The sequence below is a fragment of the Arthrobacter nitrophenolicus genome, assembly GCF_045833485.1.
Taxonomy (GTDB): Bacteria; Actinomycetota; Actinomycetes; order Actinomycetales; family Micrococcaceae; genus Arthrobacter; species Arthrobacter nitrophenolicus.
Genome location: NZ_CP174504.1, coordinates 3,230,069 through 3,254,544 on the forward strand (window position 1 = coordinate 3,230,069; position 24,476 = coordinate 3,254,544).

The window sequence follows — 24,476 nt, forward strand, 5'->3', positions numbered from 1 at the left end:
CTCAGCTTTCGCCCGGCGGGGTGGGGGACAGCGGCGCGAACCTGCGCCAGATTCCGGCGTAGCTGCGGTAGCCGTAGACGGACCAGGCAGCCACGAACGCGACGCCACACACTGCTCCCACGATGATCGCCGCGGTCATCCCCGCCCCGAACAACGTAAGCAGCAGGCCGGACAGGATGGCGATCAGGGCCGCGTTGGCGGTGGTCATGAAGATCATGCTGCTCCCGGCCACGTGGCTGAGCGCACTGCGGTTTCCGAAGAAGAAGTACGTGCGCGCCGAGCCTGCCTCGTCGTCGTGGTGTGCCGCCAGGAGGTACGGCGCCACGCCGGGGTCGAGGTCAACGTAGGCAGCCCGCAGCCTGTTCATCGCGGTCACGTACATGAGGTCTTCGTTGCCGACGTTCATCACCCGCACCTGGGTGAGCAGGCCCATCGCCACGTCAATGAAGAGGACAACCACGGCCAGCAGGACGAACGCCTCCGAAAACCTGGTGGCCTGGCCCACGAGGGCCACACTGACGATGCTGGCCGAGGTAAAGGTGAGGAACATGCTGATCCGGGTCAGCACCTCGCTCTGGGTGGTGCTGCGGGATGCCAGCAGCCCCCAGTGCTCAGTGGCGAGCAGTTGCGCCCGCACAGCCGGAGGCACCGGCTCCTGCCGGCCTAACGGACTTCCGCCGTCGGTGGACATGGCGTCATTGTCCACCCATCAGCGTTCCGTGGCCAGCGGCCGCTCCGGGGTGTGGAGGCGGGTCATGACCCGTGCCATGGTCTGCGGCACCCGCCCGGCCGTGGCGAGTGAAACCACCACCATCACGGCGAAGGCTGCGGGAACGCTCCACGCCGCCGGCTGCGCCAGCCATCCCGGGGTATTCCCGGCCCCTGCCACCGCGCTGGTGATCATGGCCCCGCCGCACAGGAGCCCGCCGGTCACCATCCCGGCGATGGCACCGGCGTCGGTCAGGCCCCGCCACCAGATCCCCAGGAGCAGGACGGGACACACGGTGGAGGCGGTAAAGGCGAAGACCAGGCCGACGCTGCCGGCGAGGGTGAAGGAATCGGTCAGAAAGGCAAATCCCAGCGGCACGACGGCGGACACCACCGCCGCGAGCCGGAATCCGTTGACGCCGGCGCCCAGGACGTCCTGGCTGATGACGCCGGCGAGGGAGACCACCAGGCCCGATGTGGTGGACAGGAACGCGGCGAACGCGCCTGCCACCACCAGCGCCGAGAGCAGCTCGCCGGCCGTCCCGCCCACCAGTTTCCCCGGGAGCAGGAGCACCACTGCGTCGGCCTGGCCGGAACGTGCCAGGTCCGGGGCGAACATCCGCGCCACCAGGCCGCAGGCGGTGGGAAACAGGTAGAAGACGGACAGCAGCCCCAGGACGATCAGGGTGGTCCGCCGTGCGGACTGCCCGTCCGGGTTGGTGTAGAACCGGACCAGCACGTGCGGCAGCCCCAGCGTGCCGAACAGCAGCGCCACCATCAGGGACACACCCTGGTAGAGCCCGGCGGGAGGCGCACCGGTGGGATTCACAGCCGGCGGCGACAGTTCGGGGGTGCCGCTGCCGGCCAGCATGAACACGATGAACAGCACGGGCACCGCCAGGGCTGTCAGCTTCAGCCAGTACTGGAAAGCCTGGACGAAGGTGATGGACCGCATTCCGCCCGCCACCACGGTGAGGCAGACGACCACCACCACGGCCACGGAGCCAACCCACGACGGCAGGCCGGTGGTGATCCGGATGGTCAGGGCGGCGCCCTGCAGCTGCGGGACGATGTACAGCCAGCCCACAAGCACCACCACCAGGCTGGTGACCTTCCGGACGGCCCGGGAGTCCAGCCTGGCCTCGGTGAAATCGGGGATCGTATACGCGCCGGAGCGCCGCAGCGGCGCCGCGACGAACAGCAGCAGCATCAGGTACCCCGCCGTGTATCCCACCGGAAACCACAACGCGTCGGTGCCGGACAGCAGGATGAGGCCGGCCACACCAAGGAAACTCGCTGCGGACAGGTATTCGCCGCCGATGGCCGAGGCGTTCCACCAAGGGCGCACCGTCCGCGACGCCACATAGAAGTCCCCCGTGGTGCGGGAAATCCGCAGGCCGTAGAAGCCGATCACAGCTGTGGCCACGGAAACCACGGCCAGTGCGGTGATTGCCACGCCGGGGTTCACTGCCGCGTCACCTGTCCCCGCCCGCCGGCACGATGACCGCGCTCACTGGTCACCGGCCAGGTCCCGGTAGCGGGCCTCGTTGCGGGCGGCCGTCCGGATGTACAGCCACGCACTGAGCCCGATCACCGGGTAGATGCCGGCCCCCAGCAGGAGCCAGGCGAACGGGATGCCCGCGATGCGGGCTTCGGCCAGGCCCGGAACTGTTGCCAGGAGCAGCGGAAATGCGGCAAGGATCAGCAGGAAGCCGAAGGCCACCACCAGCGCCAGCCGCAGCTGCGACCTGATCAGGGACCGGACGAAGACCTGGCCAACGTCCGATTCCAGGGCGGCTTCGCGGCTCTCCTGGGTGGCCCGGGCGGCGGTGGCGGGAGCTGTCACGCGGACCCTGGTCATGCGCTGGGCCTGATCCGGGTGGCCTCCAGCTTTTCCCGCACCAGGGGCAGGTGGCGCCTGCTGATGGGAAGGCTGGCACCTGCCACCATGACGCAGGGACCGTCGGCCGCGAGCTTCATGGAGGCGACGTGCTTGAGCGATACCAGGTAGGAACGGTGCGTGCGGATGAAACCGGCTTCCGCCCACTGCTGCTCAAGATCGGCCAGCGGAACCCGGATGAGGTAGCTGGCGTCGGCTGTGTGGAGCCGGGCGTAGTCTCCCTGCGCCTGCACGTACGTGACGTCGTCGCGCCTGATCATTTTGGTGGATCCGCCCTGGTCCACGGTGATCATCTCCGGCGAGCCGCCGCCGTCGCGCAGCTCTGCGATCCGGCCCACCGAACGGGCCAGGCGCTCCGCCCGGATGGGCTTGAGGAGATAGTCGACTGCGGCGAGTTCGAAGGCCGCGAGGGCATGTTCCTCGTCAGCGGTGACAAACACCACCGCCGGCGGGTTGCTGCTCCTGGAAATGGCGCGGGCGATGTCCAGCCCGGAGACCGCCGGCATGTGGATGTCCAGGAAGACGGCGTCCACTGACCCGGTGGACAGGGCCCGGAGGGCTTCGGTCCCGGATGTCGCGCGGAGGATTTTGCCGATCCGGCCGTCCCTGCCCAGCAGGAACGCGAGTTCTTCCAAGGCGGGCAGCTCATCATCAACGACGAGGACGTTAATCATCTTCCTAGGGTAGCTTTCCGGCGGCGGGCGCCGGATCAGGCATCATGGCCGGGCTGGGACTTGGGCACCCGCATGGTGATCAGGGTGCCTTCGCCGGGGGCTGTTTCGATGACCAGGCCGTGGTCGTTGCCGTAGACCTGGCGCAGCCGGGCGTCGACGTTCCGCAGCCCCACGTGTTCGCCGTCGGTGTGCCCGGCGAGCATTGACTGGAGCTGCGCGGGGTCCATGCCCACGCCGTCGTCCTCGATGGTCACCTCGGCGAACGCTCCGGCGTCTTCCGCGGTGATGCTGATGTGCCCCGGCCCCTCCTTGGCTTCCAGGCCGTGCCGCACGGCATTCTCCACCAGGGGCTGCAGGCTCAGGAAGGGGATCACCGTGCTCAGCACCTCGGGCGCCACCCGCAGGCTGACCTGCACCCGCTCGCCGAACCGGGCCCGCTCCAGCAGCAGGTAGCGGTCGATGCAGCGCAGTTCCTCGGCGAGCGTGGTGAAGTCCCCGTGCCGGCGGAACGAATAGCGCGTGAAGTCCGCGAACTCGACCACCAGTTCCCGCGCGCGCTGGGGGTCTGTGTTGATGAAGGAGGCGATGGCGTTGAGGGAGTTGTAGATGAAGTGCGGGCTGATCTGGGCCCGCAGGGCGCGCACCTCGGCTTCCATCAGCAGCGTCCGGGACGCGTCCAGCTCCGCCAGCTCCACCTGGACAGCCACCCAGTCCGCCACCTCGCCGGTGGCCCGCACCAGTCCGGCGCCGGCCGACGGCGCGAACGCCGCGACGGCGCCCACCACGCGGGAGTCTGCCCGTACGGGCGCGATCACGGCCGCAAGGCTGCCGCCGGTACCTTCCGCACCGGCCGGAAGCACGGCGGTCCGGCCGCCCGCCAGGACGGGGGCCGCAAGGTCCATCAGCCGGGGCTTCAGGTCATCGCCGGCGCCGTCCCAGGCCAGGACTCCGGACGTGTCCGTGATGGCCAGTGCTTCCGAGCCCAGCAGGGTGCGCAGCTGCCGGCTGGCTTTCGCCGCGCCGGCCGGATTCAGGCCGCGCCGCAGGTGCTGGCCCGCCTGGGACGCCGCGTGCAGCGTATGGTAGGTGGCCCGTTCGGCGTCCGTGCCCAGGTCACGGAAGGACCGGAGCACTTTGAGTCCCACGCCGACGACGACGGCAATGGCCATGGCGATGACGGCCACGGCTGCGGCGGTCAGGAGGGGGGAGTCCGGCATGGAGCCCAGCGTAGCGGCGGGTGCCGCTTGCCGCAGCATCCCGACCGCTGAGCGACCACGGCGGCGGTTCCACTGGAAACCTGCCGCGGGCACGCCGCACAGTGATTGGAGTCACACCAATGGTGTCCCTGACCAGGGCCGGCCGGCCGGTGTGTCCCGGCAAGTCTCAACGAGGAGGAATCATGGGTAACGATGCCCATACTCCGGACGCAGCGGCGTCCGTGGACTTTGAACAGGTCCAGTCGACCGGCCAGTTCCAGGAACTGCGCAGGCGTCACCGCAGCTTTGTCTTCCCCATGGCAGTGGCCTTCCTGCTGTGGTACTTCGCCTACGTCCTGCTCGCCGACTACGCCGTGGGATTCATGTCCACGAAGGTCTGGGGCAACATCAACATCGGCCTGATCCTGGGCCTGCTGCAGTTCGTCTCCACCTTCGCCATCACCGGGTGGTACGTCAGCTACTCCAACAAGCGCCTGGACCCCATTGCCTCGGAGATCCGGGACGAGATTGAAGGGCACGAATTCGACAAGCACGGCAACCGGGTGGGAGGAGCCAGCAAATGATCACCATTGCCGCGGCGGTGGACGTCGCCGCCCTCAAGGACACCACGCTGCTCAACATGGGCATCTTCGGACTCTTCGTCGCCGTCACCATGGTGATCGTGTTCCGTGCCAGCCGCAACAACAAAACCGCTGCCGACTACTACGCGGCCGGACGTTCCTTCACCGGCTCCCAGAACGGCACGGCCATCGCCGGCGACTACCTCTCCGCGGCGTCGTTCCTGGGAATCACGGGCGCCATCGCCATCAACGGATACGACGGCTTCATGTACTCCATCGGCTTCCTGGTGGCCTGGCTGGTGGCACTGCTCCTGGTGGCTGAACTGCTCCGCAACACGGGCAAGTTCACCATGGCGGACGTGCTGTCCTTCCGGCTCAAGCAGCGGCCCGTCCGGATCGCGGCCGCCATCTCCACCCTCGCCGTCTGCTTCTTCTACCTCCTCGCCCAAATGGCCGGCGCCGGCAGCCTCATTTCCCTGCTGCTGGGCATCAGCGACTGGGGCGGACAGGCCCTGGTGATCATCGTCGTCGGCGCCCTCATGATCATGTATGTGCTGATCGGCGGCATGAAAGGCACCACCTGGGTCCAGATCATCAAAGCAATCCTGCTGATCGCCGGCGCGGCCGTCATGACGCTCTGGGTCCTGGCCATCTACGGCTTCAACCTTTCCAGCCTGCTCGGCGCCGCGGTGGAAACCGCCAACAACCCGGCAGTCCTGAACCCCGGCCTGCAGTACGGCAAGACCGAAACGTCCAAGCTGGACTTCATGTCCCTGGGCCTGGCCCTGGTCCTGGGCACGGCCGCCCTGCCCCACGTCCTGATGCGCTTCTACACGGTCCCGACCGCCAAGGAAGCCCGCAAGTCCGTGGTGTGGTCCATCTGGCTGATCGGCCTCTTCTACCTCTTCACCCTGGTGCTCGGCTACGGTGCAGCAGCACTGGTTGGTGCCGAGACCATCAAGAGCGCCCCGGGCGGCGTCAATTCGGCAGCACCGCTGCTGGCGTTCTTCCTGGGCGGGCCGCTGCTGCTGGGCTTCATCTCGGCTGTGGCCTTCGCAACCATCCTGGCCGTGGTGGCGGGCCTGACCATCACCGCCGCTGCATCCTTCGCCCATGACATCTACGCCAGCGTCATTGCCAAGGGCAAGGCCGACGCCGACACGGAGGTGAAGGTTGCCCGCCGGACCGTGGTGGTCATCGGCGTCCTGGCCATCCTGGGCGGCATCCTCGCCAACGGGCAGAACGTGGCCTTCCTGGTGGCCCTCGCGTTCGCCGTCGCGGCATCCGCCAACCTGCCCACCATCATCTACTCGCTGTTCTGGCGGAAGTTCACCACGCAGGGTGCCATCTGGAGCATGTACGGCGGCCTCGGCGCGGCCATCGTGCTGATCATCTTCTCCCCGGTGGTCTCCGGCGGCGCAACGTCCATGATCAAGGACGTGAACTTTGCCTTCTTCCCGCTGAGCAACCCCGGCATCGTCTCCATCCCGCTGGCCTTCTTCCTGGGCTGGCTCGGCACGGTGCTGGACAAGAAGCGCGAGGACACCGCCAAGCAGGCGGAGATGGAAGTCCGGTCCCTCACGGGAGTAGGCGCCGAGAAAGCCGTCGACCACTGACCATCCGCCCGCGGTTGCGCTGAACCCGCGGCCGCCCCGCAACGGAAAAGCCTCCGTGCCGAATCACTGGCACGGAGGCTTTTTCACCGCTGGTGGTGTCCGCCGGGCGGGGGAGTGGGTCCGTGTTCGCCGTGCGGCACTGCGAACTGGCCTGCCGTCGAGGCGGCGAGACCCGGCGTCGCGATGCCTGCCACCAGGACCGCGCCGGCGAAGGCCGCCAGCAGCAGCCGGCCGGGATGTGCGCCGGACGTCCCGGCTGCGGACGCCTGGCTCCCGTGCCGGCGCAGCCACGCCAGCGCCGCGATGATCATCAGCGTGAGCAGCAGGGCAGCCAGATGGCTCAGGTTGAGCCCCGCCGCGGCCGGTGCGCTGAAGAGCGCGGCGGCGGCATGGACAGCGGCGGCCGCCAGGAGGGTGGCCCGGGCCGCCCGGTTGTCCGGGAAGGTCCCCCGGGCCAGGTGGATTACAGCGGCCGCCAGCAGGCCGGCGCCCCAGAGCCCGGCGAGTCCGCCCGCGGCGAGCTGCCCCGGCCCTGCGGCTCCCACTGTCCCGGCGAAGAGGCTTGAGGAAATGGCCAGGTTGACGGTGCCGGCACCGAAGCCCGCGAAACCGGCGAAGAGCCGGACGGCGGCGGGTACCGGGCCCTCAGCGGCTTCCGGCGCTGCCCCCGGCTCCAGCGTCCGGGCGGGTGCGGTCCGGTTCATGATGACTAGGCCCGGGCGGTTGCCGGGGACTTGTCCAGCGAGAGGCCCACGCCCAGCAGCAGCACGGCGCTGGCAAGGTGCAGCACGTTGTCGGCGCCGTTCAGGGCGATGATGTTCAGCGGGGAGTTCAGCAGGAACAGCCCAAGCACGCCCACCAGCAGGTAGACGGCGCCGACGGTGGCGTTGACGGAACGGGCGATCGCGGTGCCCCTCAGCCCGGCGAAAAGGAGCGCCGCGCCGATGGCGAGGTGGATGACGTTGTGCAGTGGGTTGACTTCAAAAATGATGAGGTTGGCGCCCTCGGTGGCGGCGAAGCCGACGCCGGACGTGACGGCGAAGCCGAGGAGGCCCACCAGCAGGTAGACGGCTCCGAAGACGGTGGCGACGAGGCGGTTGGGTGAAGTGCGCATGGCCCGAATCCTTCCGGTAGGGCGGGGGAGGTGTTCCCCGCCGGACTGCGGGTCCCCGGCCGGGACCCTCGGAAGCGATTCGGACCACCCGGAAGTGCGGATGGGTAAAAGATCAGCAAACTTCCTAATGCGGATTCCCTGGTCAGGCTGCCGGCCTGAGCTTGATGTTGGTCATCTTCAGCTCGTCCGTGCCCTCGAACCGGTACGCCAGGTCAACGTTCCTGCCCTCGCACGTGATCAGGCCCACGATATCGGCAGACTTCACGCCGTTCTCCGTGGCCACCTGGAGGTCGTTGTACTCCGGCTCGCAGGTGTCGTCCATGTTGAGGCTGGCTATGCCGGAAATGAAGGACTCCTTGGACAGCTGCTCCTGCAGCGCGGGGTCAAGGTAGTCATCGTAGGCCTTGGAGCTGTCCCCGGCGATGACCAGCCTGGTGAAGCCGTCCGCAAGGCCTTTGGCCTGGTTCGTGGCGCTGCCCGCCACGTTGACCAGGATGACGATGCCCAGGCCCACCAGGAGCAGGACGCCGCCAATGGCCGTCAAGACGACCCACAGCCTGGGCCGCCTCCGTGCCGGCGGTTCCTCGCCGGGAAGGCCAAACGGGCCCGCCGCCGCGTACTGGCCCGGCTGCTGGGGGAGCTGCTGCTGGCCCGGGCCGGGATGGCCCGGCTGGTACGGTTCCTGGGGACTGCTCAAGGTGGAGCCTTTCCAAAAGTGGTGCTGCGATGCAGAGGTCCGGTTCCGGTCCCCGGCGGATTTCTGGGACAAGCCTATAACCCTGGCGCGCAGGCCCCCTTGCCGGCCCGCGTTCGCCGTCGTAATGCCCGCTCACTTATGGCGTACTTTCGGCAGACGCCTGCTCACTTGTGGCGCGAAGCAACCCTCCCGGCGGCAGCTGCCTTAACCGCGCGCGGACCCCCGTTCCAGCAGCGGCTGCACCCGGAACGGGATGAGCTCACCCATCGCAAGGGCAGTGTCAGCCCGCTCCACACCGTCACAGGCCAGGATCTTGCCGTTGATCCGGAAGAGGTCCTCGGCGTCCACTGCCACGACGCGCAGCAGCAGGTCTGCTGAGCCGGTGAGTCCATAGCCTTCCAGGATCTCGGGGATTTCCGCCAGCTGCCCTGCCAGCCGGGTGAGCTTCTGCTGCTGGACGTGAACGGAGATGAAGGCCATCAGCGGGTATCCCAGCGAGGCGGGATTGATACGCCGTTCGAAGGACAGGAAGACGTGTTTCTTCTCCAGCTGCGCCAGCCTCGCCTGCACGGTGTTCCGGGAGAGGCCAAGCTGCTGGGCGAGCGCCACCACCGTTTTCCGCGGGTCCTCCGCGAGGGCCGATAACAGCCGGGTGTCCGTGCCATCCAAAGCTTGCATAATGCGCAAAGCTAGCACGGTCCCGGCGCCCCGGACAGGGCATTTTGCTCAAGGATCGGTGTGGCAGTTGTACCTCCTGAGCATTGTGAGTAGGGTCACAATTATCCGGGGCAACGGCGCCCGGGAGGCCGGCAGGCCAGGAGCCATAAGTTCCAAAGCTGCTGGTCAACGACGTGAGAAGGTTGCGGGCTATCGTGTCTACAGACGAAACGGGCCAGGGCGGCGCATCCGCCCCCACCAGTGCCCAGGGCACCTCCGGGCCGGCCGCCAGGCTGGTCCAGCTGATAACTCCTGCAGGGGAGCGGGTCAGCCACCCCGAGTTCGATTTCTGGGTCCGGGACATCACCGACGAGCAGCTCTGCTCCCTGTATGAGGACATGAGTGTCGTCCGGCGCATCGACCTCGAAGCCACGGCGCTGCAGCGGCAGGGCGAGCTGGGTCTGTGGCCGCCGCTGCTGGGCCAGGAGGCCGCGCAAGTCGGGTCAGCCCGGACCCTCCGCAGCGACGACTTCGTGTTTTCCAGTTACCGGGAAAACGGGGTGGCGTACTGCCGGGGCGTCGACCTGGTGGACCTGCTCCGGATGTGGCGCGGCAATGCCCCCTCCGGCTGGGACCCCTACACCGTCAACATGGCCACGCCCCAGATCATCATCGGTGCCCAGACCCTGCACGCCACCGGCTACGCCATGGGCATCCAGAACGACGGCGCCGATTCCGTGGCCATCACCTACTTCGGCGACGGTGCCACCAGCGAAGGCGACGTCAACGAGGCCATGGTGTTCGCGGCCAGTTTCCAGGTCCCCGTGGTGTTCTTCTGCACCAACAACCATTGGGCCATCTCGGAACCTGTCAGGCTCCAGTCGCATATCCAGCTCGCGGACCGGGCGGCGGGCTTCGGAATACCCAGCCTGCGCGTGGACGGGAACGATGTCCTGGCCGTGATGGCCGCCACCCGCGTAGCGCTGGACCGGGCACGGCGCGGAGGCGGGCCCACCTTCATCGAAGCCGTCAGCTACCGGATGGGTCCGCACACCACCGCGGACGATCCCACCCGCTACCGGGACCCCAACGAGCTCGAGGACTGGGCCGCCAAGGATCCCATCAGCCGGGTGGCGGCGCTCCTGGACCGTAAGGGACTGCTGACGGAAGGCCTGCAGCAACAGATTAAGGACAAGGCCGACGCCGTTGCCCGCGAGATGCGCGACGGCTGCACCCGCATGCCGGATCCGGAACCGCTGGACGTTTTCAAGCACGTGTACAGCACCCCCAATTCCTGGCTGGACCGGCAGCAGGACCACTACTCCCGTTACCTGGCTTCCTTCGGCGATCCCGACGCAGCCACTCTTGAAGAAGGTGCACGCTGATGACCCAGATGACCTTTGCCCGCGCCATCAACGCGGGCCTGCGGAAATCCCTTGAGAACGATCCGAAGGTGGTCCTCCTGGGTGAGGACATCGGCACGCTCGGCGGCGTGTTCCGGGTGACGGACGGACTGCAGAAGGACTTCGGGAAGCACCGGGTGGTGGACACTCCGCTCGCAGAATCCGCCATTGTGGGCACCGCCGTCGGCCTCGCCTACCGGGGCTACCGGCCGGTGGTGGAGATCCAGTTCGACGGGTTCGTCTACCCGGCCTTCGACCAGATCGTCAGCCAAGTGGCAAAGCTGCACTACCGGACGCGCGGAGCAGTGAAGATGCCCATCACCATCCGGATCCCGTTCGGCGGCGGCATCGGCTCGCCTGAGCACCACTCCGAATCCCCGGAGGCCTACTTCACGCACACCGCCGGCCTCCGGGTGGTCTCGGTGGCCAACCCGCAGGACGCCTACACCGTCATCCAGCAGGCCATCTCCTGCGACGATCCCGTCCTCTTCTTTGAGCCCAAGCGGCGCTACCACGACAAAGCCGACGTGGACGAGTCGGCCGGTCCCGGCACGGCCCTGCCCATGGACCAGGCGCGGGTCCTGACCCAGGGCTCGGACGTCACGCTGGTTGCCTATGGTCCGCTGGTGAAGACCGCGCTGGATGCCGCCACCGCTGCCGCCGACGAGGGCATTTCCATCGAGGTGATCGACCTGCGCTCGCTGGCACCCGTGGACTACGAAACGGTCGTGGCCTCGGTCAAACGCACCGGGCGGCTGGTGGTCACGCACGAAGCCGGCGAGTCGGGCGGGCTGGGCGCCGAAGTGGCCGCCAGCATCACTGAACGCTGCTTCTACCACCTCGAGGCAGCCCCGGTACGGGTCACCGGCTTCGACATCCCGTATCCCTCCTCAAAGCTTGAGATGCACCACCTGCCCGGCCTGGACCGCATCCTGGACGGCGTGGACCGCGCGCTGGGCCGCCCCAACTCCCTCAGCGGGCTGGAAGGATGAGCGGCACCATGATCAAGGAATTCCGGCTCCCGGACCTGGGTGAGGGACTCACCGAGTCAGAAATCCTCAGCTGGAAGGTGGATGTAGGCGATACCGTGAGCCTGAACCAGGTGATTGCCGAGGTGGAAACGGCCAAGGCGGTGGTGGAGCTGCCGTCGCCGTTCGCCGGCGTCATCAAGGAACTGCATGAACAGCCGGGCACCATCGTGGAGGTTGGCAAGCCCATCGTGTCCTTCGAAGTGCCGGACGACGCCGGGACGCAGCCTTCACTGCCTGCCGACGCTTCCCCGGGTGGTGGGGAAGCGACGGCCGAGACTCCCAAGAGGCAGCCGAACCTGGTGGGGTACGGCGCCGTCGTCGAAAGCTCCGGACGTCCGGTGCGCCGCCCCCGGTACCTTCAGGCTCCGGAGACCGCCCTGTCCACATCCGAGACGGCAGAGCCCAAAGCCCCAACCGTTGAGCCCGTCGAAGCCGGGCCGGCGAACTCCTTGCCCGCGGAAACCCGGCCTGCGGAAACCGAAACCCCTGTGCCGGAGCGCGGGCTCCAGGGCGAGCGGCCCCGCTCGACGCCCCCGGTGCGCAAGCTGGCGAAGGACCTCGGCGTGGACCTGGCGCAGGTTGCCGGAACCGGGCCCAACGGGCTCATCACCCGGGAGGACGTCCAGGCCTTCCTTGACGGCACATCCGCAAAAGGGCCGGACACTGCCCCGGCGGCCGCGGCCACCTCCGTCCAACAGGGGACGCGGGAGACCCGGACTTCCATCAAGGGTGTCCGAAAGTTCATGGCGGCGGCCATGGTGGACAGTGCCTTCACGGCGCCGCATGTCACCGAGTTCCTGACTGTGGATGTCACTCCCGCCATGGAGCTGCTGGCCAAGCTCAAAGCCGGCAATGCGTTTTCCGGGGTAAAGCTCACGCCGCTGACCCTGGCCGCCAAGGCGGTGCTCATCGCCCTGCGGCGCAACCCCGCCCTGAACACGAGGTGGGACGAGGCCAGCCAGGAGATCGTCACCTTCAACTACGTGAACCTGGGAATCGCCGCAGCCACACCCCGCGGCCTGACGGTGCCCAACATCAAGGACGCCCATGCGCTGTCCCTGCACCAGTTGGCGGAAGCCCTGACGGACCTTACCGAGACTGCCCGGGCCGGAAAGACCGCGCCCGGAGACCTGTCTGGCGGCACCATCTCCATCACCAACATCGGCGTTTTCGGCATTGATGCCGGCACTCCAATCCTCAATCCCGGGGAAGCGGCCATCCTGGCCATGGGGGCTGTGCGGACCATGCCCTGGGAGTACCGCGGCGAGGTGGCACTGCGGCAGGTCCTGACGCTCAGCCTGTCCTTCGACCACCGCCTGGTGGACGGCGAGCAGGGCTCCCGCTTCCTTGCCGACGTCGGCGCGATCCTGGCCGAACCCGGCATGGTCCTGACCATGGTGTAGTGCAAAGGCGGACCCCTCGTCAGGCCCCTGGGCTAGGGGGCCTGCGGAATGCGGACAAGGAGGGCGGCCAGGGCCATCCCCTCCAGCAGCGGGCGGGCTGCAGCGGTGCTAATCCTGCGGCCGTGGCTGCGCACCGAGTGCGGGGTGGAGTTGATGAGGCCGAACGTGGCGTGCGCCCGCATCCGAAGTTCCGGGATGTCGACGTCCGGGTGGACGCCGGCGAGGACCTCCACCCACACCTCCACATAGCTCCGCTGGAGGGCGCGGACCGCCGCCTGGTCCTGCTCCGACAGGTTGCTGAAATCGCGGTCCTGCACCCGGATCACGTCCGGCTTGCCCAGGGCGAAGTCCACTTGGAATGCCACCAGCCGCTGCAGCGCGGCCAGGGGATCGGGACTGGCCTCCACCACCTGGCGGCCACCGTCCAGCAGTTCCTGGCTGACCGTCAGCAGCAGGTCGGCCAGGACTGCCTGCTTGCCGGGGAAGTGGCGGTACACGGCCGGGCCGCTGACTCCCGCCGCCGCCCCCAGGTCCTCCAGCGATACCTTGTTGAACCCGTTCACCGCGAACAGCGACGCGGCGGCAGCGAGCAGGGCCTGGCGGCGGTTCTCCTTCGCCTTGCTGCGCTGGGTCGATGGGCCGCGGCCGGCTGGTCTGCGCTCGCCGGTCTGCGTGGCTTCGGTGCTGGGCACTTTTCCTCCTAGGACCCGCAGATTCTAGCAAGCCGGCCCATGTGTTGGACATCACAGTTACGAGAGACTAACCTGAATTTCAGTTATTCGGCACTAACCGAGTTGGATGAATCCGGCTTGGTTCATCGAGGAACGGACCCGTCAATGGAGACCCTTGTCAGCAGGATCAACCCGGCCAGCGAGGCGTTCGGTGCCAACAGCCGGGCCCAGAGGGAGCTGGCCGGGGAGCTTCGGAAACGGCTGGCCGAGGCAGCGCTGGGCGGGCCGGAGAAGTCCCGGCAACGCCATGCAGCCAGGGGCAAGCTGCTGCCCCGGGAGCGCATCGACCAGTTGCTGGATGACGGCAGCCCCTTCCTTGAAATCGCGCCGCTGGCGGCAAACGGCATGTACAACGACGAAGCCCCCGGGGCGGGCGTGATCGCCGGGATCGGCCTGGTACATGGCCGCCAGGTGCTGGTGATCTCCAACGACGCGACGGTCAAGGGCGGCACGTACTATCCGATGACGGTCAAGAAGCACCTGCGGGCCCAGGAGATCGCCCTCGAAAACCGGCTTCCCTGCATCTACCTTGTGGACTCCGGCGGGGCGTTCCTGCCCAAGCAGGACGAAGTTTTTCCGGACCGGGACCACTTCGGCCGCATCTTCTACAACCAGGCGCGCCTGTCTGCGGCCAAGGTCCCGCAGATCGCGGCGGTCATGGGTTCCTGCACGGCCGGCGGAGCCTACGTTCCCGCAATGAGTGACGAGACCGTCATCGTCCGCAACCAGGGCACCATCTTCCTGGGCGGCCCGCCGCTGGTGAAGGCGGCCATCGGCGAAATCGTCAGCCCGGAGGAACTCGGCGGCGGGGAGGTCCACTCCAGGATTTCCGGTGTGACGGACCACCTGGCCGAGAACGACCACCACGCCCTTCAGATCATCCGGGACATCGTGGCCACGCTGCCGCCCCCGGCCCCGCCCGCGTGGCAGGTGGAACCCGCCGTCGAACCTGTTGCCGGCGTGGAAGAGCTGTACGGCGCCGTACCCACGGACGTGAACGCCCCCTACGACGTGCACGAAGTCATCGCACGGCTGGTGGACGGCAGCACCTTCCACGAATTCAAGAAGGACTACGGCACCACGCTGGTCACCGGCTTCGCCCGTCTGCACGGACACCCCGTGGGCATCGTGGCCAACAACGGCGTGCTGTTCAGCGAGTCCTCCCTCAAGGGCGCACACTTCATCGAACTCTGCGACCAGCGCGGCATTCCGCTGCTCTTCCTTCAAAACATCTCCGGCTTCATGGTGGGCCGGGACGCGGAGCAGGGCGGCATCGCCAAGAACGGGGCCAAAATGGTCACCGCCGTGGCCACTGCCCGGGTCCCCAAGCTCACGGTGGTGATCGGCGGCTCCTTCGGCGCAGGGAACTATTCTATGTGCGGCCGCGCCTATTCACCGCGGTTCCTGTGGATGTGGCCCGCGGCCCGGATCTCCGTGATGGGCGGCAACCAGGCCGCCAGCGTGCTGGCCACCGTCAAGCGGGACCAGTACGAGGCTGCCGGGGAGGAATGGCCGGAACAGGCCGAGGAGGAGTTCAAGGCCCCCATCCGGCGGCAGTACGAGGACCAGGGCAGCCCCTACTACTCCACCGCCCGCCTGTGGGATGACGGCGTGATCGACCCCGCAGACACCCGCACTGTCCTGGGACTGGCGCTCGACGTCGTCTCCCGCACCCCGCTGCCGGACACCTCCTTCGGCCTCTTCCGGATGTGAGCACGAACATGACCGCACCCACCGACGTCTCAACACCGGCCGCACCCGTCGCCGGAACCCCACTGTTCGGCACCGTCCTGGTGGCCAACCGCGGCGAAATCGCCTGCCGGGTAATCCGGACGCTGCGCGCGCTCGGCATCCGGTCCGTCGCCGTGTACAGCGATGCCGACGCCGGCGCCCGCCACGTGCGGGAAGCCGACACTTCCGTGCGCATCGGCCCGGCCCCTGCCGCCGACAGCTACCTCAACATCGGGGCGGTGCTCGCAGCCTGCCGCGAAACAGAGGCCCAAGCGGTGCACCCCGGCTACGGCTTCCTCAGCGAGAACGCCGATTTCGCCCGGGCACTGGAAGACGCCGGGATCACCTTCATCGGTCCCGGCGTGGAGGCCCTGAACGTCATGGGGGACAAGATCCGGTCGAAGAACCACGTGGCCGGCTACGGGGTCCCCGTGGTCCCGGGCGTGGCCCGCCCCGGAATGACGGATGCCGAGCTCGCGGAGGCCGCGGCCGGCGTCGGATTTCCGCTCCTCATCAAGCCCTCCGCCGGCGGCGGCGGGAAGGGGATGCACGCAGTGGACAACGCGGAGGACCTTCCCGCGGCCCTGGCCACGGCCCGGCGAGTGGCGGCCAGCGCCTTCGGTGACGACACCCTGTTCCTGGAGCGCCTGGTGACCACCCCGCGGCACATCGAGGTGCAGGTGCTGGCGGACCACCACGGCAACGTCATCCACCTCGGCGAGCGCGAGTGTTCGCTGCAGCGGCGCCACCAGAAGGTCATAGAGGAGGCACCGTCCCCCCTGCTGGAAAACCTGCCCAACGGCGCCGCCATCCGGGCCCGGATCGGCGAGGCCGCCTGCAACGCCGCCCGCAGCGTGAACTACACCGGGGCCGGAACTGTGGAGTTCCTGGTCTCCGACGAGCACCCGGACGAGTTCTACTTCATGGAAATGAACACCCGCCTCCAGGTGGAGCACCCGGTCACGGAGATGGTGGCAGGCCTGGACCTCGTGGAATGGCAGGTGCGGATCGCCGCTGGAGGGGAACTCACCATCCGGCAGTCCGACGTCGCGCTGACCGGCCATGCGGTGGAAGCCCGCGTGTATGCCGAGGTGCCGGAAAAGAACTTCCTGCCCTCCACCGGCAGGGTGCACCTGCTGGACGAGCTGCCCGCAGGCACGCAGGGCAGGGTCCGCGTGGATTCTTCCCTGCTGGAGGGGCTGGAACTGTCTTCGAACTACGACCCCATGATGTCCAAGGTCATTGCCTGGGGAGGGGACCGGGCCGCCGCACTCGATGCCCTGGACACGGCGCTCGCCGGCTACACCGCCCTTGGCCTGGAGACCAACGTCGAGTACCTGCGGCTGCTGGTCAACGACCCCGACGTGCGGGCGGGCCGCCTGGACACCGGCCTGATCGGGCGGAAGCTGCCCGGCCTTGCCTTCCGGCGGGTGGGTGCTGCGGAGTTGGTGGCTGCGGCGCTGCATGTCCTGGCCGGCCGGGATCATGGGATGACTGCCGCCGGGCCCTGGCAGATGCGTAACGGCTGGCGGCTGGGCAAGCCTGCACCGCGCCGCATCCACCTGGGGACCCCCGACGGCGGGATGGCCACCGTGGAGGTCACCGGCGAGGTTGCGTCCGGCCCGGTAACGGTGGCGGTGGACGGCGGCGGCGGCCGTACCGCCTCCCTGCACGTCCAGGGGCCGGGCCAGGTGGAATTGATGCTCGACGGCGCCACCCACCACTATGCGCTGGCGGAAGACGGCACGGGGCAGGTCTTCCTCGGCAGCCAGGGCTGGTCCTGCCGCCTGGACGTCCTGACCCGGGAAGCCCGGCTGGAACGGATCCTCGCCGCCGTCCAACGGGAGGAGGGGGCAGCTGACCCGGCGGTCCGTTCGCCCATGCCCGGCACGGTGGTGTCCGTCCCGGTCAATGACGGAGACGCTGTGGCAGCGGGCCAGGTGCTGGTCTCGGTGGAGGCCATGAAGATGGAACACCAGCTCGTGGCACCCCTGGCCGGAACGGTGCACCTCACCGCACAGCCCGGAGACCTGGTGAAGGCTGACCAGGTCCTCGCCACCGTCCACCCGCATGCTGCGGAACAGGACCACCACAATCCCACAACGGGCGAAGGAGCCTAACAAATGCCAGGCGTAGAACTGACCGAGGAGTACCAGGACCTCAGCGACACGGTGCGCGACTTCGCGGACAATGTGGTGGCGCCGGTCTCGGCCAAGCACGATGAAGAACACAGCTTTCCCTACGAGGTAGTGAAGCAGATGGCGGAGATGGGGCTGTTCGGGCTGCCCTTTCCCGAGGAGTACGGCGGCATGGACGGCGACTACTTTGCCCTCGCCCTGGCGCTTGAACAGCTGGGACGGGTGGACCAGTCCGTGGCCATCACGCTGGAGGCAGGGGTGTCCCTGGGCGCCATGCCTGTCTACCGCTTCGGAACCGACGAGCAGAAACAGCAGTGGCTGCCCATGCTCGCGTCGGGGCAGGCGCTCGCCGGTTTCGGCCTGACCGAGCCGGAGGCCGGCTCGGACGCGGGCGGCACCAAGACCACGGCCCGGCGGGAAGGCGGGGAATGGGTGATCAACGGCAACAAGGAGTTCATCACCAACTCCGGGACGGACATCACCCGGCTGGTGACCGTCACCGCCGTCACGGGTCGGAAGGAACGCGGCGACGGGTCCGTGCAGAAGGAAATCTCCACCATCCTGGTGCCCACCGACACGCCCGGCTTCAAGGCGGAAAAGCCCTACAACAAGGTGGGCTGGAACGCCTCGGACACGCACCCGCTCACCCTCAAGGACGTCCGCGTTCCCGAAGCGAACCTGCTCGGAGCCGAGGGCCGAGGCTATGCCAACTTCCTGTCCATCCTGGATGAAGGGCGCATCGCCATCGCAGCCCTGGCCACCGGCGCGGCGCAGGGATGCGTGGACCTGTCGGTCCGGTACGCCAAGGAACGCCGGGCGTTCGGCAGCGAGATTGGCAAGTACCAGGCCATCTCGTTCAAGATCGCGCGCATGGAAGCCAGGGCCCACACCGCCCGCCTGGCCTACTACGATGCGGCTGCCCGCATGCTTGCCGGCAAGCCGTTCAAGACGCAGGCGGCCATCGCTAAGATGGTCGCAGGCGAGGCGGCCATGGACAATGCGCGGGATGCCACCCAGGTATTCGGCGGCTATGGCTTCATCAACGAGTTCACCGTGGCACGCCACTACCGCGACTCCAAGATCCTTGAAGTGGGGGAGGGCACCACGGAGGTGCAGCTGATGCTTATCGCCCGCGAACTGGGTCTGTAGCACCCGGCGTTGCCGCATGGAACGTAGCCTGCCTGAAAGGATCGATGATGATTGACAAGGTTGTTGCAAGCGCCGACCTGGCAGTGGCGGACATTCCCGACGGCGCCTCGCTGGCTGTGGGCGGGTTCGGGCTCTGCGGAATACCGGTCACCCTGATCGACGCCCTGCATAGGGCCGGCACCTCGGACCTGGAAACCGTCAGCAACAACTGCGGCGTGGACGACTGGGGGTTGGGCATCCTGCTCCGGGACGGCCGCATCCGCCGCACCATCAGCTCCTACGTCGGCGAGAACAAGGAGTTCGCACGCCAGTACCTGGCCGGCGAGCTGGAGGTGGTCCTCACTCCGCAGGGCACCCTCGCGGAGAAGCTGCGTGCAGGCGGCGCCGGGATCCCGGCGTTCTACACCAAGGCGGGCGTGGGTACCCAGGTCTCCGACGGCGGCCTGCCGCAGAAGTACGACGCCCACGGCGGCATCGCGGTGGCCTCCGAACCGAAGGAGGTGCGGTCCTTCGGCGGCGTGGACTACGTCCTGGAGGAATCCCTCACCCCCGACTTCGGGCTGGTCCACGCCTGGAAGGGCGACCGGCACGGCAACCTTGTCTTCCATGCCACTGCCATGAACTTCAATCCACTATGCGCCATGGCGGGCCGGATCACCATCGCCGAGGTCGAGGAACTCGTGGAGCCCGGCGAGCTTGATCCGGAGCACATCCATACGCCGGGCATCTTCGTCCAGCGGGTGGTGGTGGCGCCCGGCGGCGAGAAACGGATCGAAAAGCGGACGGTGTCCCTCACCCGGCAGTCAGGAGCATAACCATGGACCCGAACAGCCCCGAAGCACCCCGGCCCGAAGCGGTCCGGCCCGAATACCGGCGGGCAGCATCCCAGCAGCATGCCGGACCCGGCGAGTCGACTGCCGGAGCAGACACCAAGGGCTGGACGCGCAACGAGCTCGCGGCCCGGGTGGCCAAGGAACTCAGCAATGGCCAGTACGTGAACCTCGGCATCGGGATGCCCACGCTGATCCCCAACTACATCCCGGAAGGGGTGGAGGTGGTGCTCCACTCCGAAAACGGGATCCTGGGCGTTGGCCCCTACCCGGCGGAGGACGCCGTTGACCCGGACCTGATCAACGCCGGCAAGGAAACCGTCACAGTCAACAAGGGTGCCGCGTTCTTCGATTCCGCCGCGTCCTTCGGCATGATCCGCGGCGGGCACGTGGACGTTGCCGTCCTCGGGGCCATGGAAGTGGCGGAAAACGGCGACCTCGCCAACTGGATGATTCCGGGCAAGATGGTCAAGGGCATGGGCGGCGCAATGGATCTTGTCTTCGGGGCCAAAAAGGTCATCGTGATGATGGAGCACGTGGACCGGAACGGGAACCCAAAGATCGTCCGGCAGTGCTCGCTTCCGCTGACCGGCAAAGGCTGCGTTGACCGGATCATCACGGACCTCGCGGTCATCGACGTCGTGACGGACGGCTCCGGATCACGGCTGGTCCTTCGCGAGCTGGCCCCGAATGTCTCGGTGGAGGATGTTGCGGCCGCCACCGGTGCCGAACTGTTCGAGGAAGATATGGAACTGACCGTATGACTGACGGGGTTTCGACGGGCTCAACCACCGGGCCGGCAGGCTCAGCCTCCGCCGGGCTGAAGGTGGTTGAGCAGCGGGGGCTGTACTTCGACGAGCTGGAGGAGGGCGTGCTGTACGCCCACCGTCCGGGCAGGACCGTGACGGAGGCGGACAACGTCCTGTTCACCACCCTCACCATGAACACCCAGGCCCTGCACCTGGACGCCGCGTGGAGCGCGGGCCAGCCCTTCGGCCAGCGGCTCGTGAATTCGATGTTCACGCTCGCCACCATGGTGGGCCAGTCGGTGGGCCAGCTGACCCAGGGCACCATCATCGCGCAGCTGGGCCTCACCGATGTGTCCTTTCCGCACCCGCTCCACCACGGGGACACGCTGTACACGGAAACGCTGGTCACCGGAAAGCGGCTGTCCGGTTCACGGCCGGGCCAGGGGATCGTCACCATGCAGCACACCGGCAGGAACCAGGACGGCACAGTAGTGGCGCTGGCTACCCGGAGCTGCCTGATGTGGACCCTCGAGGCGCACAGGGAAGCGCAGCGGCGCAAATAATCGGAGAATGTCTCTATGACCTTTGTGATGGGACCCGCCCTGCTCTTCTGCCCCGCTGACCGGCCCGAACGCTACCAGAAGGCCGCCACCCGGGCCGACGCCGTCATCCTGGACCTCGAGGATGCCGTGGCCCCGGCAGACAAGCAGCGGGCCCGCGGCGCCATCCTCGCCCAGGTGGGGGCCACCGGCGACGAACCGGAACTGGATCCGAGCCGGACGATCGTCCGCGTGAACCCCGCAGGGACCGAGGAATTCGAAAAGGACCTCCACTGCCTGGCCCACACCCCGTACCGGACCGTCATGCTGGCCAAGGCCGAAAGCGCCGGACAGCTGGAGGCGCTGGGCGACTACCAGGTCATCGCGCTGTGCGAGACAGCCGCGGGCGTCCTGAACGCCCCCGCCATTGCCGCCGCGCCCAATGTGGTGGCACTGATGTGGGGGGCCGAGGACCTGCTGGCAACCCTGGGCGGAACCTCCAGCAGGAAGGACGACGGCGGCTACCGGGCAGTGGCGCTGCACGCACGGTCATCGGTGCTGCTGGCCGCCCGGGCGTTCGGCAAGGAAGCCGTGGATGCGGTCTACGTGAACATCCCGGACCTGGCCGGGCTGGCCGCGGAAGCCGCCGACGCCGTGGCGTCGGGTTTCAGTTCGAAGGCCTGCATCCATCCCAGCCAGGCCGCCGTGGTCCGCGGTGCGTATGCCCCCTCCGAAGCTGAGGTCACAGAAGCCGCAGCCCTGCTGCAGGCCGCCCGTGCCGCCGGCTCCGGGGTCTTCCAATACAACGGAAAGATGATCGACGGCCCCATCCTCAAGCACGCCGAAGCAGTCATCCGCCGCGCGGGCGAACACGCGTAGGGTCTTTACCAGCCGCCACCAGCGCCGCCGGGCCCACCAGGCCGCCGCTTACCTGCGCCGCCCCGGTGACCGGCGCAGCGACAGCGGCGGAATCGGTTCGTACAGCAGCGTCCGCACCCAGCGGTTCCCGGTCTCGCGGAACTCCCGCCGGGTGGCGAAACGGTAGTGGTAGCTGCGGACGCGCACCCAGCGCGGCGCCCCGCCGTCGAACGGATCATGGCGCAGGAGCCGCAGCGTCCGCCGGTCCGCCTCCAGCAGCTTGCCAAGGAACGCGTAGAACCACTCCTCATGCACGGTGCGCAGCGGCAGGAACCACATCAGCCAGTCCAGCCGGAGGTGGTAGGGCGCCCACTGCCGCGGTATCCGCCGCAGGTCCCCGGGCTTGCCCTTGAACCCGTACTCGCGCCAGGAGGAATCGTCCGGCTCCTCGTCCAGGGTCCCCTCCACCACGATTTCGATCCGCTTCTTGGTGACAGAGCCGAACGCGCCGTAGGTGTTAACCAGCTGCCACCGGTTGAAGCTGGCATTCATCAGCTGCCGGCTGGAGAACAGGTTCCGCAGCGGCCAGTAACTGAGCACCACGAGCAGCGCCGTCGCCGCGAGGGTGATGGCCAGCCACCAGGGCGGTGCCTCCTGCGTCCCGCCGTGCCAGTCCAGGGGAATGGCGGGGATGACGGCGTGCGCCACGGGGTCGCTCACCGCTGCGAAGGCAAGGATGATCGCAATCCAGTTCAGCCAGGCGAAGTTTCCGCTGGCCACCAGCCACAGCTGGGTGGCGATGATGATGCCCGCCGCCACGCTGGCCACGGGCTGCGGCGCGAACAGGAAGAACGGGACCACCAGCTGGGCGAAGTGGTTGCCCAGTACTTCCACCCTGTGCAGGGGCTTGGGCAGCAGGTGCGCCTGCCGGCTGAGCGGGCCGGGCATGGGCTGCGTCTCGTGGTGGTAGTACAGCGCCGTCAGGTCCCGCCACTCCCGGCCGCCCCTGATCTTGATCATCCCGGCGCCGAACTCCAGCCGGAACACCAGCCAGGCAACCAGGATCAGGATGGTGCGGGGCGGGTCCGTCTGGTTGGAGCCCAGGAATGCCACGGTGAAGCCGGCTTCCAGGAGCAGCATTTCCCAGCCGAAGCCGTAGAACGTCTGGCCGACGTTGACGATCGACATGTACAGCAGCCAGAGGGCCAGGAAGGCAATGAGCGGCACCCACGGCGGTCCGAGCTGCGGAATCCCCGCCACCAGCAGTGCGGATACCACCAGCCCCGCGGCGCAGACGGCCCGCAGCAGCCGGTCGGAATACCGCCAGCGGAACAGCGTGGGCCGGCGCATCCTGCTGAACGCGCCGACGTATTCCGGGACCGGCAGGAGCCCGCGTTCGCCCAGCAGCGCAGGGAACTGGTTGAGCGAGGACAGGAACGCCACGAAGAAGAGCGCGGCGACGCCCCGCTGCAGCACCTGCCGGGCGAACTCGTATTCCGGCGCATCGAACCATGACAGCCAGTCCACGGGATCCACGTTACGCCGGGCCGTCAGCAGGTCAAGGATGGTGCGGGATACTTAAGCAATGCAGCCACGCAGAGTCGTCCTCCTCGGATCCACCGGTTCCATCGGCACCCAGGCGATTGACGTCGTCGACGGCGCCCCGCATCTTTTCGAGGTCGTGGCACTCAGCGCCGGCGGCGGCAACCTTGAACTCCTGGCCAGGCAGGCGGTGCACACCGGTGCTTCCGCGGTTGGCATCGCCGGGGGTGATCCCCGGCACCTGGAATCGCTGATCGCCGGTGCCGCGGCCGCCGCCGGAAAACCCGGCTACCGGCCGGAAATCGTTGCCGGCCCCGATGCCTCCACCCGGATCGCCGAAATCGAGGCGGACGTGGTGCTCAACGGCATCACCGGGTCCATCGGGCTGGCCCCCACCCTGGCGGCACTGAAATCAGGTGCCACCCTGGCGCTTGCCAACAAGGAATCGCTCATCGTGGGCGGAGAACTCGTCAAGGCGGCGGCGCGGGAAGGCCAGATCGTGCCCGTCGACTCAGAGCACTCCGCCATCGCCCAGTGCCTGCGCTCCGGATCCGCCGGGGAAGTGGAGAAACTGATCCTCACCGCCTCGGGTGGGCCTTTCCGGGGCAGGAGCCGCGAAGACCTCCACGGTGTCACCCCGCAGGAAGCCCTGGCACACCCCACCTGGGACATGGGCGTCATGGTCACCACCAACTCGGCCACGCTGGTGAACAAGGGCCTGGAGGTCATCGAGGCGCACCTGCTGTTCGATGTTCCGCTGGACCGGATCGACGTGGTGGTCCACCCGCAGTCCGTGGTGCACTCCATGGTCCAGTTCATTGATGGCTCCGTCATCGCGCAGGCGTCACCGCCGGACATGCGCCTGCCCATCGCGCTCGGGCTGGGCTGGCCGGACAGGGTGCCCAAGGCCGCCGCCGCCTGTGACTGGACCAACCCTGTCACCTGGACCTTCGAGCCCCTCGACGCAGCGGCGTTCCCGGCCGTCAACCTGGCCAAGGACGCCGCCCGGCAGGGGAGCACCTACCCTGCGGTCTTCAATGCCGCGAACGAGGAAGCCGTGACGGCCTTCCACGCCGGCCGCATCCGCTTCACGGACATCGTGGATACGGTGGAGAGTGTCCTCAGCGAACATTCAGGTTCTTCCCGGCTGACGCTGGAATCTGTGCTGGATGCTGAAGGGTGGGCACGGTCCCGCGCACACGAACGTTTAGCAGTCAGCAGTCTCTAGG

Annotated in this window: 24 protein-coding genes; 13 read left to right on the top strand and 11 right to left on the bottom strand. The window is 67.9% G+C overall.

Features of this window, described 5'->3' with window-relative positions; genetic code table 11:
- Position 1: 1 nt before the first annotated feature.
- Genes ACJJV6_RS14915 through ACJJV6_RS14935 form a run of 5 tightly spaced genes read right to left on the bottom strand, consistent with a single transcriptional unit; the run spans position 2 to position 4,499 of the window.
- Positions 2-691, bottom strand: coding sequence for a hypothetical protein (locus ACJJV6_RS14915; protein ID WP_035752671.1), 690 nt, complete (start codon positions 689-691; stop codon positions 2-4).
- An 18-nt stretch (positions 692-709) separates the two neighbouring features.
- Positions 710-2,176, bottom strand: a complete 1,467-nt coding sequence (locus ACJJV6_RS14920) for a cation acetate symporter (protein WP_009357880.1) — start codon at positions 2,174-2,176, stop codon at positions 710-712.
- Between the two features lie 42 nt (positions 2,177-2,218).
- Positions 2,219-2,569 (bottom strand): hypothetical protein, encoded by a 351-nt coding sequence (locus ACJJV6_RS14925; RefSeq protein WP_009357879.1) that lies wholly within the window; start codon positions 2,567-2,569, stop codon positions 2,219-2,221.
- Positions 2,566-3,282 carry a LytTR family DNA-binding domain-containing protein gene (locus ACJJV6_RS14930; RefSeq protein ID WP_009357878.1) on the bottom strand — a complete coding sequence of 239 codons (717 nt, stop codon included), beginning with the start codon at positions 3,280-3,282 and terminating at the stop codon, positions 2,566-2,568. Before ACJJV6_RS14930 ends, ACJJV6_RS14925 begins: the two co-directional genes overlap by 4 nt.
- Positions 3,283-3,317: 35 nt before the next feature.
- Entirely contained in the window at positions 3,318-4,499 is a 1,182-nt protein-coding gene (locus ACJJV6_RS14935) for a histidine kinase (RefSeq protein WP_354175522.1), read from the bottom strand.
- 182 nt (positions 4,500-4,681) lie between these two features.
- On the opposite strand from ACJJV6_RS14935, the gene ACJJV6_RS14940 reads away from it, so the two are divergent.
- Positions 4,682-5,062 carry a DUF485 domain-containing protein gene (locus ACJJV6_RS14940; protein ID WP_009357877.1) on the top strand — a complete coding sequence of 127 codons (381 nt, stop codon included), beginning with the start codon at positions 4,682-4,684 and terminating at the stop codon, positions 5,060-5,062.
- Positions 5,059-6,675: a cation acetate symporter gene (locus ACJJV6_RS14945; protein ID WP_133349986.1), complete on the top strand. Its 1,617-nt coding sequence runs from the start codon at positions 5,059-5,061 to the stop codon at positions 6,673-6,675. The genes ACJJV6_RS14940 and ACJJV6_RS14945 overlap by 4 nt, the downstream gene beginning before the upstream one ends.
- Before the next feature lie 83 nt (positions 6,676-6,758).
- Here ACJJV6_RS14945 and ACJJV6_RS14950 read toward each other — a convergent pair whose 3' ends face one another.
- From ACJJV6_RS14950 to ACJJV6_RS14965, 4 genes are all read right to left on the bottom strand, one after another.
- Positions 6,759-7,379: a hypothetical protein gene (locus ACJJV6_RS14950; RefSeq protein WP_009357876.1), complete on the bottom strand. Its 621-nt coding sequence runs from the start codon at positions 7,377-7,379 to the stop codon at positions 6,759-6,761.
- Between the two features lie 5 nt (positions 7,380-7,384).
- Positions 7,385-7,789, bottom strand: coding sequence for a DUF4383 domain-containing protein (locus ACJJV6_RS14955; RefSeq protein ID WP_009357875.1), 405 nt, complete (start codon positions 7,787-7,789; stop codon positions 7,385-7,387).
- Positions 7,790-7,931: 142 nt separating this feature from the next.
- Positions 7,932-8,486 (bottom strand): hypothetical protein, encoded by a 555-nt coding sequence (locus tag ACJJV6_RS14960; RefSeq protein ID WP_152419561.1) that lies wholly within the window; start codon positions 8,484-8,486, stop codon positions 7,932-7,934.
- 204 nt (positions 8,487-8,690) lie between these two features.
- Positions 8,691-9,164 carry an Lrp/AsnC family transcriptional regulator gene (locus tag ACJJV6_RS14965; RefSeq protein WP_035752667.1) on the bottom strand — a complete coding sequence of 158 codons (474 nt, stop codon included), beginning with the start codon at positions 9,162-9,164 and terminating at the stop codon, positions 8,691-8,693.
- A gap of 194 nt (positions 9,165-9,358) precedes the next feature.
- Here ACJJV6_RS14965 and pdhA point away from each other — a divergent pair, with 194 nt between their 5' ends.
- Genes pdhA through ACJJV6_RS14980 form a run of 3 tightly spaced genes read left to right on the top strand, consistent with a single transcriptional unit; the run spans position 9,359 to position 12,980 of the window.
- Positions 9,359-10,528: a pyruvate dehydrogenase (acetyl-transferring) E1 component subunit alpha gene (gene pdhA, locus ACJJV6_RS14970; protein ID WP_009357872.1), complete on the top strand. Its 1,170-nt coding sequence runs from the start codon at positions 9,359-9,361 to the stop codon at positions 10,526-10,528.
- The gene (locus ACJJV6_RS14975) at positions 10,528-11,538 is read left to right on the top strand and encodes an alpha-ketoacid dehydrogenase subunit beta (RefSeq protein ID WP_009357871.1); all 1,011 of its coding nucleotides are present in this window, start codon (positions 10,528-10,530) and stop codon (positions 11,536-11,538) included. Before pdhA ends, ACJJV6_RS14975 begins: the two co-directional genes overlap by 1 nt.
- 8 nt (positions 11,539-11,546) lie before the next feature.
- Positions 11,547-12,980: a dihydrolipoamide acetyltransferase family protein gene (locus ACJJV6_RS14980; protein ID WP_009357870.1), complete on the top strand. Its 1,434-nt coding sequence runs from the start codon at positions 11,547-11,549 to the stop codon at positions 12,978-12,980.
- Positions 12,981-13,012: 32 nt separating this feature from the next.
- Here the strand turns inward: ACJJV6_RS14980 and ACJJV6_RS14985 are convergent, their stop codons facing one another.
- The gene (locus tag ACJJV6_RS14985; RefSeq protein ID WP_009357869.1) at positions 13,013-13,672 is read right to left on the bottom strand and encodes a TetR/AcrR family transcriptional regulator; all 660 of its coding nucleotides are present in this window, start codon (positions 13,670-13,672) and stop codon (positions 13,013-13,015) included.
- A gap of 144 nt (positions 13,673-13,816) precedes the next feature.
- Between ACJJV6_RS14985 and ACJJV6_RS14990 the strand changes: the two genes are divergently transcribed.
- The 7 genes from ACJJV6_RS14990 to ACJJV6_RS15020 are packed head-to-tail and all read left to right on the top strand — an operon-like array spanning position 13,817 to position 21,726.
- Positions 13,817-15,424: a carboxyl transferase domain-containing protein gene (locus tag ACJJV6_RS14990; RefSeq protein WP_407709326.1), complete on the top strand. Its 1,608-nt coding sequence runs from the start codon at positions 13,817-13,819 to the stop codon at positions 15,422-15,424.
- 8 nt (positions 15,425-15,432) lie between these two features.
- On the top strand, positions 15,433-17,562 hold the full coding sequence (locus ACJJV6_RS14995) for an acetyl/propionyl/methylcrotonyl-CoA carboxylase subunit alpha (protein ID WP_407709327.1): 2,130 nt from the start codon (positions 15,433-15,435) through the stop codon (positions 17,560-17,562).
- Between the two features lie 3 nt (positions 17,563-17,565).
- Positions 17,566-18,729, top strand: a complete 1,164-nt coding sequence (locus ACJJV6_RS15000) for an acyl-CoA dehydrogenase family protein (protein ID WP_009357867.1) — start codon at positions 17,566-17,568, stop codon at positions 18,727-18,729.
- Between the two features lie 47 nt (positions 18,730-18,776).
- Entirely contained in the window at positions 18,777-19,544 is a 768-nt protein-coding gene (locus ACJJV6_RS15005; RefSeq protein WP_354175530.1) for a CoA transferase subunit A, read from the top strand.
- A 2-nt stretch (positions 19,545-19,546) separates the two neighbouring features.
- The gene (locus ACJJV6_RS15010) at positions 19,547-20,323 is read left to right on the top strand and encodes a CoA transferase subunit B (RefSeq protein ID WP_354175531.1); all 777 of its coding nucleotides are present in this window, start codon (positions 19,547-19,549) and stop codon (positions 20,321-20,323) included.
- Entirely contained in the window at positions 20,320-20,871 is a 552-nt protein-coding gene (locus ACJJV6_RS15015; RefSeq protein ID WP_009357866.1) for a MaoC family dehydratase, read from the top strand. Before ACJJV6_RS15010 ends, ACJJV6_RS15015 begins: the two co-directional genes overlap by 4 nt.
- 15 nt (positions 20,872-20,886) lie before the next feature.
- Positions 20,887-21,726, top strand: a complete 840-nt coding sequence (locus tag ACJJV6_RS15020) for an HpcH/HpaI aldolase/citrate lyase family protein (RefSeq protein ID WP_407709328.1) — start codon at positions 20,887-20,889, stop codon at positions 21,724-21,726.
- A gap of 48 nt (positions 21,727-21,774) precedes the next feature.
- Here ACJJV6_RS15020 and ACJJV6_RS15025 read toward each other — a convergent pair whose 3' ends face one another.
- Entirely contained in the window at positions 21,775-23,232 is a 1,458-nt protein-coding gene (locus tag ACJJV6_RS15025) for a lipase maturation factor family protein (RefSeq protein ID WP_407709329.1), read from the bottom strand.
- Between the two features lie 58 nt (positions 23,233-23,290).
- Between ACJJV6_RS15025 and dxr the strand changes: the two genes are divergently transcribed.
- Positions 23,291-24,475 carry a 1-deoxy-D-xylulose-5-phosphate reductoisomerase gene (gene dxr / locus ACJJV6_RS15030; protein ID WP_133349958.1) on the top strand — a complete coding sequence of 395 codons (1,185 nt, stop codon included), beginning with the start codon at positions 23,291-23,293 and terminating at the stop codon, positions 24,473-24,475.
- Position 24,476: the final 1 nt, after the last annotated feature.